This is a genomic window from Sphingomonas sp. PP-CE-3G-477 (genome assembly GCF_003050745.1).
GTDB lineage: Bacteria > Pseudomonadota > Alphaproteobacteria > Sphingomonadales > Sphingomonadaceae > Sphingomonas.
Genome location: NZ_QAOF01000001.1, coordinates 1,016,221 through 1,031,245 on the forward strand (window position 1 = coordinate 1,016,221; position 15,025 = coordinate 1,031,245).

Annotated in this window: 12 protein-coding genes; 4 read left to right on the forward strand and 8 right to left on the reverse strand. The window is 67.2% G+C overall.

From position 1 onward, the window contains the following. Window positions 1–45 precede the first annotated feature (45 nt). Both trpE and C8J45_RS04780 read right to left on the reverse strand, forming a co-directional pair. Entirely contained in the window at window positions 46–1,539 is a 1,494-nt protein-coding gene (trpE, locus tag C8J45_RS04775) for an anthranilate synthase component I (RefSeq protein WP_107962035.1), read from the reverse strand. 4 nt (window positions 1,540–1,543) lie between these two features. Further along, window positions 1,544–3,499, reverse strand: a complete 1,956-nt coding sequence (locus C8J45_RS04780) for a peptidylprolyl isomerase (protein WP_107962036.1) — start codon at window positions 3,497–3,499, stop codon at window positions 1,544–1,546. A gap of 161 nt (window positions 3,500–3,660) precedes the next feature. Here C8J45_RS04780 and tpiA point away from each other — a divergent pair, with 161 nt between their 5' ends. Together tpiA and C8J45_RS04790 are read left to right on the forward strand one after the other, a co-directional pair. Continuing rightward, window positions 3,661–4,404, forward strand: a complete 744-nt coding sequence (gene tpiA / locus C8J45_RS04785) for a triose-phosphate isomerase (RefSeq protein ID WP_374956417.1) — start codon at window positions 3,661–3,663, stop codon at window positions 4,402–4,404. 124 nt (window positions 4,405–4,528) lie between these two features. Beyond that, a complete protein-coding gene (locus tag C8J45_RS04790; protein ID WP_107962037.1) occupies window positions 4,529–5,227 on the forward strand; it encodes a hypothetical protein in 699 nt (232 codons plus the stop codon). Window positions 5,228–5,366: 139 nt separating this feature from the next. On the opposite strand, the gene C8J45_RS04795 is transcribed toward C8J45_RS04790, so the two are convergent. Both C8J45_RS04795 and C8J45_RS04800 read right to left on the reverse strand, forming a co-directional pair. Continuing rightward, a complete protein-coding gene (locus tag C8J45_RS04795) occupies window positions 5,367–6,752 on the reverse strand; it encodes a M17 family metallopeptidase (RefSeq protein WP_107962038.1) in 1,386 nt (461 codons plus the stop codon). Beyond that, on the reverse strand, window positions 6,749–8,140 hold the full coding sequence (locus C8J45_RS04800; protein WP_107962039.1) for a serine hydrolase: 1,392 nt from the start codon (window positions 8,138–8,140) through the stop codon (window positions 6,749–6,751). Before C8J45_RS04800 ends, C8J45_RS04795 begins: the two co-directional genes overlap by 4 nt. Window positions 8,141–8,305: 165 nt before the next feature. Between C8J45_RS04800 and C8J45_RS04805 the strand changes: the two genes are divergently transcribed. Then, window positions 8,306–8,452: a lmo0937 family membrane protein gene (locus tag C8J45_RS04805; protein ID WP_107954842.1), complete on the forward strand. Its 147-nt coding sequence runs from the start codon at window positions 8,306–8,308 to the stop codon at window positions 8,450–8,452. Between the two features lie 85 nt (window positions 8,453–8,537). On the opposite strand, the gene rimO is transcribed toward C8J45_RS04805, so the two are convergent. Next, window positions 8,538–9,893, reverse strand: a complete 1,356-nt coding sequence (gene rimO, locus C8J45_RS04810; RefSeq protein WP_107962274.1) for a 30S ribosomal protein S12 methylthiotransferase RimO — start codon at window positions 9,891–9,893, stop codon at window positions 8,538–8,540. Between the two features lie 94 nt (window positions 9,894–9,987). Here rimO and C8J45_RS04815 point away from each other — a divergent pair, with 94 nt between their 5' ends. Further along, window positions 9,988–11,130 carry an anhydro-N-acetylmuramic acid kinase gene (locus C8J45_RS04815; RefSeq protein ID WP_107962040.1) on the forward strand — a complete coding sequence of 381 codons (1,143 nt, stop codon included), beginning with the start codon at window positions 9,988–9,990 and terminating at the stop codon, window positions 11,128–11,130. Between the two features lie 272 nt (window positions 11,131–11,402). On the opposite strand, the gene C8J45_RS04820 is transcribed toward C8J45_RS04815, so the two are convergent. The 3 genes from C8J45_RS04820 to C8J45_RS04830 form a co-directional block, all read right to left on the reverse strand. Further along, window positions 11,403–11,729 (reverse strand): hypothetical protein, encoded by a 327-nt coding sequence (locus C8J45_RS04820; protein ID WP_107962041.1) that lies wholly within the window; start codon window positions 11,727–11,729, stop codon window positions 11,403–11,405. Between the two features lie 89 nt (window positions 11,730–11,818). Beyond that, window positions 11,819–12,997 carry a VWA domain-containing protein gene (locus tag C8J45_RS04825; protein ID WP_056058404.1) on the reverse strand — a complete coding sequence of 393 codons (1,179 nt, stop codon included), beginning with the start codon at window positions 12,995–12,997 and terminating at the stop codon, window positions 11,819–11,821. Window positions 12,998–13,009: 12 nt separating this feature from the next. Continuing rightward, window positions 13,010–14,923, reverse strand: a complete 1,914-nt coding sequence (locus C8J45_RS04830; RefSeq protein ID WP_107962042.1) for a CocE/NonD family hydrolase — start codon at window positions 14,921–14,923, stop codon at window positions 13,010–13,012. Window positions 14,924–15,025 lie beyond the last annotated feature (102 nt).

Sequence of the window (15,025 nt, forward strand, 5' to 3'; positions counted from 1 at the left end):
CAGGGACCAAGACTGGTTCCCTGCCTTCACGGGTCGCCGTTCTGCCTACTGACCGAAGCCCGGTGCCTTCGCCCGGCTGACCGCTTCGCGCGCGGCGGCGAGGATAGCGCCGGCCTTGGCTTCGCACTCGCGTTGTTCGTATTCGGGGACGCTGTCGGCGACGATGCCGGCGCCCGCTTGGACGTGGATCGTGCCGTCCTTCACCACCGCCGTTCGCAGAACGATGCACGAATCTATCGAGCCGTCGGGGGAGAAATAACCGACCCCGCCGGCGTACGCGCCGCGGCGTTCGGGTTCCAACTCGGCGATGATCTGGCAGGCGCGGACCTTCGGTGCGCCACTGACCGTGCCGGCGGGGAAGCCCGCGAAGAGCGCGTCGAGCGCGTCCTTGTCGGGGGATAGCGTGCCGACGACGTTCGAGACGATGTGCATGACGTGGCTGTAGAACTCGACGCCGTAGCTGGCGGTTACCTTTACCGAGCCCGGTGACGCGGCGCGACCGACGTCGTTGCGGCCGAGATCGAGCAGCATCAGATGTTCCGCGCGCTCCTTGGGGTCGGCGAGCAGGCTGATGCGGTTCGCTTCGTCCTCGGCGGCGGTCTTGCCGCGCGGGCGGGTGCCGGCGATCGGGCGGATCGTGACTTCGTCGTCGCGGACGCGGACGAGGATCTCGGGGCTCGATCCGATCAGCGCGAAGCCCGGCAGGTCGAGGTGATACAGGAAAGGCGACGGGTTGATGCGGCGTAGCGAGCGGTAGAGCTCGAACGGCGGCAGTGCGAACGGCGTACTGAAGCGTTGCGCGAGCACGACCTGGAAGATGTCGCCGGCGAGGATGTAGTCCTTTGCCGCGGCGACCATCTCGCCGTAGCGGCGCTCGGGAAGCGCGGGCGTGTAAGTCGGTTCGGCGACGTCGGCGCGGATCGGTGCGGGGACGGGCGTGCTGGCGAGCTTGGCGGCGACCGCGTCGAGACGCTCTTCGGCTTCGGTCACGATCGAGTCGGCATCGCGTGCGGGATCAGGCCAGGCTGGCGCGACGAGGTAGAGCGCGTCGGTCAGGCGATCGAACACGAGGATGACGGTCGGCCGCACGAAGATCATGTCGGGCAGGCCGAGCGGGTCGACCGGCGGTTGCGGCAGAGTCTCGACCAAGCCGATCGTCTCATAGCCGAAATAGCCGACGAGGCAGGCGAGCGCGCGGGGAAGTTCGGCGGGAACGTCCGCGCGGCATTCGGCGACCAGCGCGCGGAGTGCATCGAGCGTGGGGACGGGGCACGGCGCGAACGTCTCGCGATCGGTGGCCCAGTGACGGTTGATCTCGGCGCTATGCCCGTGCGCGCGGAACAGCAGGTCGGGGGCGAGGCCGATCAGGCTGTGGCGACCGCGGATCGCGCCGCCCTCGACCGATTCGAGCAGGAAGTCGCCGCGTCCGGGCTCGATCAGCTTCAGCGCGGCGGCGACCGGCGTCTCGGTATCGGCGACCTGACGACGCCAGACGAGCGCGGGACGCCCTTCGGCCAAAGCTTCGCGCGCGCTCGTCATACGATCAGTTCCCGGCAGCGCCCTGGCCGAGCAGGTCGGCACGGACGCGGGCGATCGAGGTTGTGTTGGTCTTCACGCCGACGTCGGCACGGACCGCCTTGGCGAACTGCTCGACATATTCGCGACCGACCGAGCGGGCGATGTTGCCACGCGCGGCCTTGATCGCAGCCTGGTTGCCGGCCGCGTTGCCGCTGGCGATGCTGTCGAGCTTGATGATGAACCAGCCACTGTCGTCGGGTGCGGCAAGCGTCTTGGCGGTGTTCGGCGCCATGCTGAACATCAGCGCGAGGGCCGGCGGGGCACCGCGCGGATCGGCGGCGATCTGCGCGCGCGACGCGGTCAGCGGACGCGCGGCGGGAAGTGGCAGCTTGGTCTGCGCCAGCGACTGCTGGATCGGCATGCCCTTGTTGATCCGGGCGAGCACATCGGCGGCGACCTTCCGCGCAGCCTGGCGCGAGCGATCGGCGGTCACGTCACGGAGCACGTCGGCGCGAACCTGTGCCAGCGGGCGCGGGGTGGCGGGAACGACGCGGCCGAGCGCGACGACCGCGAAGCCGCCATCGGTGCCGAGCTGGACGAGCTGCGGCCCGTCGCCATCGGCGGCCTGGAACGCGGCGGCGACGAGCGGCGCGATCGCGGGATCGGGCTTGCTGGCGGCATCGTCGGGGTTGACGCCGTTGGCGATCAGCGCCGGCGTGGTGACTGCGGCGAGCTTCTGGTCGGCGATGACTTCATCGAACGTCGCGTTCTTCGAGAGCGAGTCGTCGATCTTGTCATGGACGTCGGACAGCGCGGCGGCCGCCTTCTGGATGCCGAGTGCAGCGGCGATCTCGCCACGGACCTGGTCGAGCGAGCGACCGGCGACGTTCTCGATCTTGTCGACCTTGGCGACGGTCCAGCCGAGCTGCGTGCGGACCGGCCCGATCACCGCGCCGCTGGCGGCGGCGAACACGGCATCGGCGACCTGCGCGGAGGCGGTGCCGGCATAGGCGGCCTTCTCGACACCGGCCTGGGTCGAGGCTTCGAGACCGGCAGCGCGGGCGGCGTCAGCGAGGCTGGTACCGGCCTTCACCTTGGCGGCAAGCGCGGTGGCGCCGGCCTGGTCGGCAATGACGACCTGCGTAATCGTGCGCTTCTCGGTCGCGGCGTAGCGAGCGCGGTCCTGCTGGTAGGTCTTGGCGATCTCGGCGTCGGTCGGGACGGCCTGCGCCTTGACCCGGTCGGGCGAGACGATCGCGTAGCGGACGATGCGGCGCTCGGGCACGGTGTAGCGTGCGATGTTGCGCTTGTAGAAGGTAGCGAGGTCGGCATCGCTTGGCGCGGGGCCGGCTGGGACGACCGCGGCAGGGATGAAGCCGATCGTGCCGGTGCGCTTTTCGAGCAGCAGCGACGCGTAGGGGAGCGCGAGCTGGCTGGCGACCTGGGTCGCGCCGGTGCTCGGAATGGTAAGCTGTTGCGCGAACGTGTCGCGGACGATGTCGCTGCGAATCTGCGCGTCGGTCAGCTTCCGCTGGGCGAGCACCTGACGGTACAAATTCTCGTCGAACTTGCCGGTCGGTCCCTGCAACGCGGGGATGCTGGCGATCTGGCCGTCGACGGCGCGCTTGCTGACGACCATGCCCTGCGCACGGCCGAACTGCTCGAGCGCCATGCTGGAGACGATCCGGTCGAGCGTGCCGTCGAGCCCGCCCTGGTTGACGAAGGTCGCCATGTCGAGCGTCGGCTGTTCCTGGCGGAAGCCCTCGAGCTGCGTCTGCGCCTGCGTCTTGAGGTCGTTGACGGTGACCTCGGCCTTGCCGACCTTGGCGACGTCGCCACCGGTGATCCCTGCGCCACCGGTCATCGAGCTCAAGCCCGTGATGTCGCCCGCAGCGAACGCGAGCGCGATGACGCCGAGCACGATGAACGTGATGACCACGCCGACCTTCGAATGGGTAAGGCGGCGAAAGAAAGCGAGCATGGACAGCCGATCGACAGGGATGGGAACGCGGTTGCTTTACGGGGGCAAGGGCGGCTCTTCAAGTCGGGCGGTTGCACAGTCCTTCGGGTCGTGTCGTCCCGTGCGGGGTTGTACAGGGCGGGTGCGTCGCTATCGCTGGGCAAAACATGCGGGAGATCGTGATGCGGCGGAAGCTTGTAGCCGGAAACTGGAAGATGAACGGGTCGCGGGCGATGCTCGTCGAACTCGAGACGATCGCGGCGGCAGCGCAGGCGGCGCCGGGGATCGACGTGTCGGTCGCGGTGCCATTCACGCTGATCGATGCGGCGTCGCAACGCGTGCCAGGGTTGGCGATCGGTGCGGAGGACGTGCACGAGGCGGATTCGGGCGCGCATACCGGCTGCGTCTCGGCGGCGATGGTCAAGGAAGTCGGCGCGTCGTTCACGATCGTCGGTCATTCGGAGCGGCGCGCGGACCAGCACGAGACGAGCCACGACGCGTGGGCGAAGGCGGCGGCGGCACGGCGGCAGGGGCTGCACGTGATCCTGTGCTGCGGCGAGACCGAGGCGGAGCGCGATGCGGACCGTGCCGAGCGCGTAGTGCAGGCGCAGATCGAGAAGTCGGTGCCGGACAATGCGGACGGGAGCTGGTTCACGCTGGCTTATGAGCCGCGCTGGGCGATCGGCACGGGACGCACGCCGACGCTGGACGAGATCGCGGCGATCCATGCGATTGCGCGGTCGAAATTGCGGATGCTGATCGGTGACGCGGCGGCGGGCGTGCGGATCCTGTACGGCGGGTCGGTGACAGGGGCGAATGCGGCGGCGATCCTTTCCACGCCGAACGTCGATGGTGCGCTGGTTGGTGGCGCGAGCCTGACCGCGGAGAAGTTCGTGCCTATCATCGAGGCGGCGGCATCGCTGTGAACGCCCATCGGTGCTTGCATGCAAGGCCGTTAAGTCCCGATAAACCCTGTGCTCTTATGATTAACGGGTGATTCGGCGATCGGATGCTGGATCGGCGTGACGCGGCTTTCGTGCGAGGGTTGATATGGCCAAATTGTTCTCCCGGTGCGTCGGCGCCTCGGTCGCGGTCTGCGCGATGGTGTCAGCGATGCCGGTACGGGCGGAGACGCCGCGCGAGTTGCTGACGCAGGCCGGATTCGTCGACCGCGATCGCAGCATCGCGCTGGCGCGGATCGACCGGGCGGCGGCAGCGGCGGGGCAGGCGCTGAGCCGCTCGCCGAACGATGCCGAGGCCGCGATCATGCAGGCGATGGCGAACGGGTATCGCGCGAAACTGCTGGGGAACCGGGGGCAGGCGATCGCCGCGCGAAAACAATATGAGGCGCTAGTGGTCCGCTATCCGCGCAATGCCGAGGCGCAGGCGGCGTTGGGCGCCTGGCATGTCGGCGTGATCGCGAAGCTCGGGCGGTTCGTCGGGCGTGCGGTGGCGGGGGCGCAGAAGGCGGTCGGGTTCGAGGCTTTGGATAAGTCGGTGGCGTTGGGTGGCAATCGCGCGATGTTTGCCGGGCTTGCCGGGCTGTTGCGGCTGGAGCTGGATCCGAACGATGCTCGGGGACGCGCGCTGGTCGAGACCGCGAGCAAGGCACCGACACCGACCGCGATCGACGGGTATGTGCGGAAAGCTGCGGTAGCGGTGCTCGTGCCGCTGCGCGCGGGTGATGCGAATGCGACGAAGGCCCTGGCGGACAAGTTGCTGCCGTTCGGGCAGTTCGCGACGGGGTGATCCCGGTTACGGTCTCACCGCTGTCATTCCCGCGGAGGCGGGAACCCATACTGGCTCGCGTATCGGTGTGATCACCGACACCTGAGATTATGGATCCCCGCCTGCTTGCGGATGACGGCGTGTTTGGCGTTCCCTTTATTTAGCGCGAGTACCGCTTGGCCAACATCGCGAACGCGGCGCGGAGGGCATAGGCTTCGCCACCCTTCGGTCGCCCTGGTTTGGCGGACGGGCGCCATGCGAACACGTCGAGATGGGCCCACGCCGCGGTCTTCGGCACGAACCGACGCAGGAACAGCGCGGCGGTGATCGCACCAGCGAACCCGCCATCGGGTGCGTTGACCATGTCGGCGATGTCCGACTTCAGCATCTCGTCGTAACCGTTCCAGAGCGGCAGGCGCCACATCTGGTCGTTCTGCTCCAGCCCCGACGCGAGCAGGTCCGCCGCGAGCGCTTCGTCGTCGGTGAACATCGGCGGCAGGTCGGGACCGAGCGCAACGCGTGCCGCACCCGTCAGCGTCGCAAAGTCGAGGATCAGTTCGGGGTTGCTCTCGCCCGCCTTGGTCAGCGCGTCGCCGAGCACGAGGCGACCTTCCGCGTCGGTGTTGGTGTTCTCGACCGTCAGGCCCTTGCGCGTCGCGAGGACGTCGCCGGGGCGGAAGGCGTTGCCGGCGATGGAGTTCTCGACCGCGGGGATCAGGAGGTGGAGACGGACCGGGAGCTTGGCGGCCATCACGAGGCTCGCGAGCGCCAAGGCGTGTGCCGCGCCGCCCATGTCCTTCTTCATCAGCCGCATGCCGGCGGACGGCTTGATGTCGAGCCCGCCGGTGTCGAAGGTGACGCCCTTGCCGACCAGCGCGAGGCGGGGATGTGAAGGGTCGCCCCATTCGAGTTCGATCAGGCGGGGCGCGCGGTCCTTGCTCGCGGCCTGGCCGACCGCGTGGATCATCGGGTAGCCGGTCGCGAGCGCATCGCCGCGCGTGGTCGTGACGGTCGCGCCGTGGCGTTTGGCGAGCGTCTCGGCGGCGGCTTCGAGATCGGCGGGGCCCATGTCGGAGGCGCCGGTGTTGACGAGGTCGCGGACGAGCGCGGTAGCTTCGGCGAGGCGGATCGTCTCGTCGATGTGCGCGGCGTCTTCGGTCAGTAGCACGCGGGGGCCGGTCGCGTCGGGCTTCACGTAGCGGGTGAACTGGTGCTGGGCGAGCATCCAGCCGAGCCCGGCAGCGCCGACCTGACCCTCCGCGAGTCGGTATGTGCCCTCTGGTAGCGAGGCGCCGAGCGAGGCGATCCGCCACGGCGACGTCACCGCTTCGTTGCAGACCAGCAGCATCGACCAGTCGTCCGCTGTCTCGCTGGGCAGCACCGCACGGTCGCCGGCCTTGCCGGTCAGTCGGTGCGCGGCGATCGTCGTGCGGATGCGCTGCGACTGCTTGGCGAGCCAGCCTTCATAGCCGTCGGGGTGGACGACGTGGATCGTCCGTGCGGGCTGGCCGCGGTCGGGTTGGAGCATTGAGGCGAAGTCGGTCATTGTGTGGGCGCCACCAAAAGTTGTTCGTATCGGCCGTTCGCGCCGGGTTCGGCATAGGTGCTGAGCGAGAGCGTGCGGTCGGGATAGGTGATGCGGTAGGTGCGGTTGACGAAGCCGCCGCGCAAGCGGGTCTTGCCGGTTTGTACGAATGCGGTGGGCTCGCCGAGTGCGCTCAGACTCGTCTTGTAGTCGGCGAGCGCGACCGGCTTGAAGTAAAAGTTAGCGTCCTCGGTTAGGCCTTTGCGGTCGAGCGTGCCGGTGCGGAGTTGGTCGTAGACGGCGCGGGCTCGGGTGAGTGCGGCGGTATCTTCGGCATTGGCGGGTGCGGGCGGCAGGACGATTTTGGCCACGCCCGCGGCGATGCGGCCCGTTGCGTCGCTGAACCAGCTGTTGGTGAGGACGACGATTGCTGCCTTTTCGTCGGGATAGACGGTGTTCTCGGACAGGAAGCCGACCGCTTCACCGCTGTGCTCGACATAGCGGCGGCCCTTCGTGCTGCCGGTGAAGACGCCAAGGCCGTAGCCGTTGCTGCTGCCGTCGGCGAGCTTGACCGGGGTTTCTTGTGCGGCCCAGTCGTCGGCCGGCAGCGTGGTGCGGTTGAGTCGTGCGACATCCCATTTGGCGAGGTCTTCCGCGCTCATCGAGAGTTCGCCGGCGGCGTAGAGCCAGCCATCCGCGCTGGGCGTCTCAGGGCGGACCGGGCCTAGCGCGAAGCGGCCATAGCCTTGGGGGAAGGCCTTGCCGATCGCCTTGTCCTGATCGAGCGCGCGGATGTCGAGCGGCTTGAAGATGCGTTGTTGGAGGAAGCTCAGCAACGGTTGGCGCGTGACCTTCTCGACGATGAGTCCGGCGACGACGTAGCCGGTGTTGGAATATTGCCACTGCGTGCCGGGGGCGAAATCGAGCGGCTTCTTGGCCCAGCGATCGACGATCTGCTGCGGCGTGACGGGGTTGGCCATCGCCGCGAAGCTGTAGTCCTGCGGCCAGTAATCCTGGAGGCCGGACGTGTGGCTGAGCAGCTGGCGGATCGTGATGCGCTCGCCGTCGGTGATGCCGGGGATGTATTTGGCGACGGTGTCGTCGAGGCTGAGCTTGCCTTCGTCCTCGAGCAGCAGGATCGCGGCGGCGGTGAACTGCTTGGAGATCGAGGCGATCTGGTAGGGGAGTTTGGGGTCTGCCTTGGCGATCGCCTCGGACGGTTTTCCGTACGCCTTGGCGAACACGATCCGGCCGCCGCGGACTACCGCGATCGAGGCGGACGGCACGCCGGTATCGCCGAGCGCGCCGGTGACCAGCGTGTCGATCTGCGCGGTTTCGGCGGGGGTGAGCGACTGCGCAATGGCGGGGGCCGGTAGCAGCGCGGCGACGGCGAGGAGGCGGAGGATCATGGCGTGCAACGAAGCAGAACCGGCCCGCGCGCGCAACGCCCGCGATTTTAATTCCGCGGCGGTTGAAGGGGTTAGGCTAGGGCAGAATTGTTGACGGAACTGGGCGTGTTACAGCCACGTTTCACCTCGTGCCGGGAGGCCAATACTCTCCAAGGGGACACAACCATGCTGTATACCATCGCCGTCATCCTGCTGATCCTCTGGCTGGCAGGTTTCGCCTTCCATGTCGCAGGCGGACTGATCCACATCCTGCTGGTGATCGCGGTCATCGTCGTTCTGGTGAAGCTGTTCACCGGGCGCAACGTGGTCTGACGACTGTTCTCCTGCGGACGCAGGAGCCCAGGGTTACGGGCGATATCGCTTGTTATCCTGGGCTCCCGCTTTCGCGGGAGAACGGTTAGGCGACGGGGACGCCGTAGAGGTCGTGATCGTCGGCGTCCTCGATCGTGACCGGGACGATGTCGCCGACCGTCAAATGGCCGGCATCGCGGAGGAAGACTTCGCCGTCGATCTCTGGCGCATCCGCCTTTGAGCGGCCAGTTGCGCCTTCCTCGTCGACTACATCGATGATCACGTCGAGGGTGCGGCCGATCTTGGCCTGCAACTTGGCTGCGGAGATTGCCGCTGTCTTTTCCATGATGCGGGCGTAACGCTCTTCCTTGAGCTCTTCGGGCACGTGATCGGGGAGCAGGTTCGCCGCCGCCCCCTCGACCGGCTCGAAGCGGAACGCGCCGACGCGGTCGAGTTGCGCTTCGTCGAGCCAGTCGAGCAGATACTGAAAATCCTCCTCGGTCTCGCCGGGGAAGCCGACGACGAAGGTCGAGCGGATCGTGATGTCGGGCGCGATCGTGCGCCAGTTGTGGATGCGCTGGAGCACTTTCGCATCGTTGCCGGGGCGCTTCATGCGGCGCAGCACCGACGGCGCGGCGTGCTGGAACGGGATGTCGAGATACGGCAGCACGAGGCCTTCCGCCATCAGCGGGATGACGTGGTCGACGTGCGGGTACGGGTAGACGTAGTGGAGGCGGACCCACGGTGCGATTCTGCCGAGCTCGCGCGAGAGGTCGGTCATGTGCGCGCGGACGTCTCGGGCTTCGTTGCGGGACATCGGGCCACCGGTCTTAACCGGCCAGCTGGCGTGGCGCAGGTCCACGCCGTACGCCGAGGTGTCCTGGCTGATGACCAGCAGTTCCTTGGTGCCGGCTTCGACGAGCTTCTCCGCCTCGCGCAGGATCGCGTCGGGGCGGCGGCTGACGAGGTCGCCGCGCAAGCTTGGGATGATGCAGAACGAGCAGCGGTGGTTGCAGCCCTCGGAGATCTTCAGATAGCTGTAGTGGCGCGGGGTCAGCTTCAGGCCGGCGTCGGGGATCAGGTTGAGGAATGCCGAGGGCGGCATCGGCGCAGCTGCGTGGACCGCGCCGACGACCTGCTCGTATTCGTGCGCACCGGTGATCGCGAGAACCTGCGGGAAGCGTGCGCGGATCGCGTCGGCTTCCTTGCCCATGCAGCCGGTGACGATGACGCGGCCGTTCTCGGCAATCGCCTCGCCGATCGCCTCGAGGCTTTCCTCCTTGGCGGAATCTAGGAAGCCGCAGGTGTTGACCAGGACGATGTCGGCGCCGGCATAGTCCGGCGACATCTGGTAGCCGTCGCCGCGGAGCTGGGTGAGAATCCGCTCGCTGTCGACGAGGTTCTTCGGACAGCCGAGCGAGACCATGCCGATCTTCGGCGGGGAGGGGAGTGTTGTTGCCATGAAGCCCGCGCACATAGGCGCTAAGTTCGGTTTTTTCTAGGCGGGGGGAATCTCATCCTGCATGGGTGAGGAGATTGCGCGGGAAGGAACCGATATGCTGGCGATTGGACTGATGTCGGGGACGTCGCTCGACGGGATCGATGCCGCGTTGATCGAGACCGACGGCGAGGCGTTCGTGCGGCCGATCGCGTTTCGCGGCGAGCCGTATTCGGATGCGGCGCGGGCGCAGCTGGCGGAGGCGACGCGGATGGCGCTGACGTTCGACAAGCCGCGCGCCAGTCCGCCGGTGGTCGCGGCTGGGGAGCTGATCACGCGCGCACACGTGTTCGCGGTGCACAAGTTGCTGGCGGATGCGGGGGTTGCGGCGGCGGAGGTCGACGTGATCGGCTTTCACGGGCAGACGATCGCGCATCGGCCGGATCGGCGTTGGACGTGGCAGATCGGCGACGGGGCGGCGGTGGCGCGGGCCACCGGGATCACGACGGTGTCGGATTTTCGGTCTGCGGATGTGGCGGCCGGCGGGCAGGGCGCGCCGTTGCTGCCGGTGTATCATGCGGCATTGGCGGCGGGGCTCGAGGGGCCGGTCGCGGTGCTGAACCTTGGTGGGGTGGGGAACATCACCTTCATTCCTGGTGGGCGGGACATGCACGATTCGCGCGAGATGTCGCCGGAGCGCGCGCAGATGACGGACCGCGATGGGCTGGTGGCGTTCGATACCGGGCCGGCGAACGGACTGATCGATAGCTGGGTCGAGGCGGAGACGGGTGCCCGGTATGATGCCGGGGGAGCGTTGGCGGCGTCCGGGCGAGTGGACGAAACGGTGCTGACGGCGATGCTCGATCACCCGTTTTTCGATGCGCCTCCGCCGAAGTCCTTGGACCGGAATGATTTTACGATCCAGCCGGCTCGGGGGTTGTCGGCGGCCGATGGGGCGGCGACTCTGACGGCGTTTACGGCCGCTACCGTGGCTGAGGCTTTGCGGCATTTGCCGGCTCGGCCGGTTCGGTTGCTGGTGGCGGGGGGGGGTCGGCATAATCCGACGATGCTGGCGATGATTGCGGAGCGGACCGGGTTGGTGGTCGAGCCTACCGATGTGCTCGGGTGGAACGGCGATGCGCTGGAGGCCGAGGGGTTCGCGTATATGGCGGTTCGGACGTTGAAGGGGCTGGCGATCAGTTTTCCGGGGACGACTGGGGTTCCGGTGGCGATGGGTGGTGGGGTTGTGGATCGGGTTTAGTTTGCCGGCCAACGTGTAAAAGCTTGTTCTCCCGCGAAGGCGGGAGCCCAGTATGGGCTCCCGCCTTCGCGGGAGAACAAGGGGGTGAGGGTGGCGCTCGCATTACTCGCACACGCCCCGCGATAACCGCACTCTACTTTCTACCACCCCGGCGGAGGCCGGGGCCCAATTGGAAAGGTTGCAGTGACGAAGCGCCCGCTCAGTTGGGGACGTCCCCCAATTGGGCCCCGGCCTTCGCCGGGGTGGTGCACCGGACTAGGTGCACCAAGCTATCAGTGCGGCTTCTTTGCCTTGGCCGGCTTCTTCGGCTCGGGCTTCTTTGGCGGAGTCTTCTTCTCCGCCGCATCCTTAGCGCGCAACGCAGGTGCCGCGATCGCCGCTGCAATACCCGCGATCACCGTCGCACCAACCGCGATAGCCGTCTTCGGGTGCGACTTCACCGCGTCCGTCGCCGTCGCGAGCCCAGCCTTTGCCGCGTCGGTCGCGTCCTCGACCCAGTCGCTGGTCGCCGCGGTCTTCTTCGCGTCGGGCTTTGGCTTGTGGTCGTCGTCGTGATGGACCTTGGCGTGCGGCATGGCGGAGTTGGGGATCGACGACATAGGGCTTGTCCTTCGGTAGGGGATGATGCCCGATAAACCGATCGCGTCCGTGACGGTTCCGTTACGGTCAGCCGCTTACCGCGCCGAAGTCACCGTTTGCGCGTCAACTCGCGCATCGCGTCGTCGAGCCCGGCGAGGCTCAGCGGGTACATCCGGTCGGTCATCAGTTCGCGGATGATCCGGACCGACTGCGAATAGCCCCATTGCGCTTCGGGCACCGGGTTGAGCCATGCCGCCGCCGGATAGGTGTTGGTCAGCCGCTGCATCCACACCGCGCCCGGCTCCTCGTTGAAATGCTCGACCGAGCCGCCGGGGTGGGTGATCTCGTACGGGCTCATCGACGCGTCGCCGACGAAGATCAGCTTGTAGTCGTGGCCGTATTTGTGGAGCAGATCCCACATCGGCGTGCGCTCGGCAAAGCGGCGCGTATTGTCCTTCCACACGCCTTCATAAGGGCAGTTGTGGAAGTAGAAGAATTCGAGGTTCTTGAACTCGGTGGTCGCGGCCGAGAACAGCTCCTCGCAGAGCTTGACGAACGGGTCCATCGAGCCGCCGACGTCCAGGAACAGCAGCAGCTTCACCGCATTGCGGCGTTCGGCGCGCATGACGATGTCGAGATAACCTTGCCGCGCGGTGCCGGCGATCGTGCCGTCGATGTCGAGTTCGTCGGCGGCACCGTCGCGCGCGAAGCGGCGCAGGCGGCGCAGTGCGACCTTGATGTTGCGGGTGCCGAGTTCCTTGGTGTTGTCGAGGTTGCGGAACTCGCGCTGGTCCCAGACTTTCAGCGCGCGCTTGTGCGTGCTTTCGCCGCCGATGCGGACGCCCTCGGGGTTGTAGCCGCCGTTGCCATACGGGCTCGTGCCGCCAGTGCCGACCCATTTGTTACCGCCCTGGTGGCGTTCCTTCTGCTCCTCAAGGCGTTTCTTGAGCGTCTCCATGATCTCGTCCCACGAGCCGAGCGACTTGATCGCCGCCATTTCTTCGGGGGTCAGGAATTTCTCGGCGACCGCCTTCAGCCAGTCCTCGGGCACATCGCCGGCGGGCGTGCCGTAGCTGGTGGCGAGGCCGCGGAAGACCTTGGCGAAGACCTGGTCGAACTTGTCGAGCAGCCCCTCGTCCTTCACGTACACCGCGCGGGAGAGGTAGTAGAAATCCTCAGGGGTCCGCTCGATCACCTCGGCGTCGAGCGCCTCGAGCAGGATGAGGTGCTCCTTGAGGCTGGCGGGGATGCCGGCGCTGCGGAGTTCGTCGAGGAAGTTCAGGAACATGGGGTCACTCCGTCACTTGGCCGCGGCGATCGGCAGTTCGATCGCGCTGGGCTGCGCGGTCGAGTGGAAGACGCTGATCGTCGCCTTGCGGTAGTCGGCGGGTTTCGCGTCGAAGATGTTGGGGACGTAGGTCTGCGGGTTGCGGTCGTAGAGCGGGAACCAGCTCGACTGGACCTGAACCATAATGCGGTGGCCGGGGAGGAAGACGTGGCTGGCGTTGGGCAGGACGACGCGGAAATGCGTCGGCTGGCCGGCGACGATCGGCGTCGGCTTGTCGAACCCGTCGCGGTAGCGGCCGCGCAAGATGTCCATCGAGATGGCAAGCTGGTAGCCGCCCATCTCGGGCTTGTCGGAATATTCCGCCGGGTAGACGTCGATCAGCTTCACCACGAAATCGCCGTCGGTGCCGGTAGTGCTGGCGATCAGGTCCGCGACGGGCGCGCCGGCGATCGCGACTGGGTTCGTCAGTGGCGGCGTCTGGTAGGTGAGGACGTCTGTGCGATCGGAGAACGGGCGCTGGTCGTCGACGAGCCACTGCCGCCAAGTCGAGCCGGTCGCGTAGGTCGGGCGGATCGGGCGGAGGCGGTAGGGGATCGGCTTGGCGGGATCGGAGATATAGTCGTCGTGGCCGTCCTGCGCGGGGGCGGTGGCGCCGAGGCCGCTGGCGGGCTGGAAGTAGAGTTTCTGTGTGGCGGTCGAGTTCGGCCAGCCGGCGAGCGTCTGCCACTGGTTGGCGCCGGTCTGGAACGCGGTGACGGGGGCGAGCGCGGGCGGTGTCGCGCCGGTCTTCAGCGCACCGTCGAGGAACGGGAGCAGCACGTTCTTGCGGAACCAGAGCGCAGTGTCGGCGTCGAAGCGGATCGCGCCGAGGGTCGAGCCGTCGCCGTTCGCGCCGCCATGCGCCCAGGGGCCCAGCGCGAGGTGGTTGACGTGGTTGGGGTCGACTTTCGATACCGCTTCGTAGGCCGCGACCGCGCCGTAGATGTCCTCCTGATCCCATTGGCTGGCGACCCAGAGCGTCTGCACCGTCTGCGGCTGCTTGGGCAGGATCGTCTCGAGCGCCTGGCCCTGCCAGAATGCGTCGTAGGTCGGGTGATCGTGGAGGCGATTGACGAACGGGAGCTGTCCGAGCCCGCGGCTTTTCACGAACGCACTGGCGGATCCGGCGCGCAGGAACGTGTCGTAATCATCGTAGGCGTCGCGCCAGAGGTCGCCGGCTTCGCCCTTCGCCGCGTCCTGCGTGTAGTAATAGTCGTAGCCGATCTGCCGGAAAGCGCCGCCGTGGAAGTCGTCGTCGCCCTTCCAGGTGTTGATCACTGGGTTCATCGGGACGGCGGCTTTCAGCGCCGGGTGCGGGTTCACCAGCGCCATCGCGGCCATCATGCCGTCGTAGCTGCCGCCGATGATGCCGACCCGGCCGTTCGAGTTCTTGAGGTTCTTCACGAGCCAGTCGATCGTGTCGTAGGCGTCGGTGGAGTGATCGACCTTGGTTGTGTTGAGCGGGCCGATCAGCGGGCGTTCGTTGATGTACGCGCCGTTCGAGCCGTTCTTGCCGCGGACATCCTCGAACACGCGGATATAGCCGGCGTCGAAGAACATCGCGTCCGATGCGCGGAGATTCATCGCGCCGCTGGGGCTGGAGGATCGGCTGGCGCTGCTCTCGGCGTTGTAGGGGGTGCGCTGGAGCAGGATCGGTGCGTCGGTGACGCCCTTGCGCTGAAGAATGACCGCGTGGAGCGTGACGCCGTCGCGCATCGGGATGTCGACCTCGCGGCGGTCGAAGTCGAAGCTGGCGTTGGCGGGGACGAACTTGGCGGGGATGTCGCCGCCGGGGGGCGGGGCCTTTTCCTTCTGCGCGCCGACGATTGTGGGGGCGGTGGTCGCGAGCAAGGCCAGCGTGACCGTCGTAAGAGCCTTGAACCGCATCGCTATCCTCACCGTCTTTTCGAATACGGTGGTGGCACGGTTTGAAGGGTGGCGGCAATCCATTCGCGCCGTCATCCTGACGAAAGTCAGGATCCAGGGTTA

Coding starts and splice junctions, on each gene's coding strand:
- trpE (WP_107962035.1), bottom strand. CDS start 1,539: ATGACGAGCGCGCGCGAAGCTTTGGCCGAAGGGCGTCCCGCGCTCGTC.
- C8J45_RS04780 (WP_107962036.1), bottom strand. CDS start 3,499: ATGCTCGCTTTCTTTCGCCGCCTTACCCATTCGAAGGTCGGCGTGGTC.
- tpiA (WP_374956417.1), top strand. CDS start 3,661: ATGCGGCGGAAGCTTGTAGCCGGAAACTGGAAGATGAACGGGTCGCGG.
- C8J45_RS04790 (WP_107962037.1), top strand. CDS start 4,529: ATGGCCAAATTGTTCTCCCGGTGCGTCGGCGCCTCGGTCGCGGTCTGC.
- C8J45_RS04795 (WP_107962038.1), bottom strand. CDS start 6,752: ATGACCGACTTCGCCTCAATGCTCCAACCCGACCGCGGCCAGCCCGCA.
- C8J45_RS04800 (WP_107962039.1), bottom strand. CDS start 8,140: ATGATCCTCCGCCTCCTCGCCGTCGCCGCGCTGCTACCGGCCCCCGCC.
- C8J45_RS04805 (WP_107954842.1), top strand. CDS start 8,306: ATGCTGTATACCATCGCCGTCATCCTGCTGATCCTCTGGCTGGCAGGT.
- rimO (WP_107962274.1), bottom strand. CDS start 9,893: ATGGCAACAACACTCCCCTCCCCGCCGAAGATCGGCATGGTCTCGCTC.
- C8J45_RS04815 (WP_107962040.1), top strand. CDS start 9,988: ATGCTGGCGATTGGACTGATGTCGGGGACGTCGCTCGACGGGATCGAT.
- C8J45_RS04820 (WP_107962041.1), bottom strand. CDS start 11,729: ATGTCGTCGATCCCCAACTCCGCCATGCCGCACGCCAAGGTCCATCAC.
- C8J45_RS04825 (WP_056058404.1), bottom strand. CDS start 12,997: ATGTTCCTGAACTTCCTCGACGAACTCCGCAGCGCCGGCATCCCCGCC.
- C8J45_RS04830 (WP_107962042.1), bottom strand. CDS start 14,923: ATGCGGTTCAAGGCTCTTACGACGGTCACGCTGGCCTTGCTCGCGACC.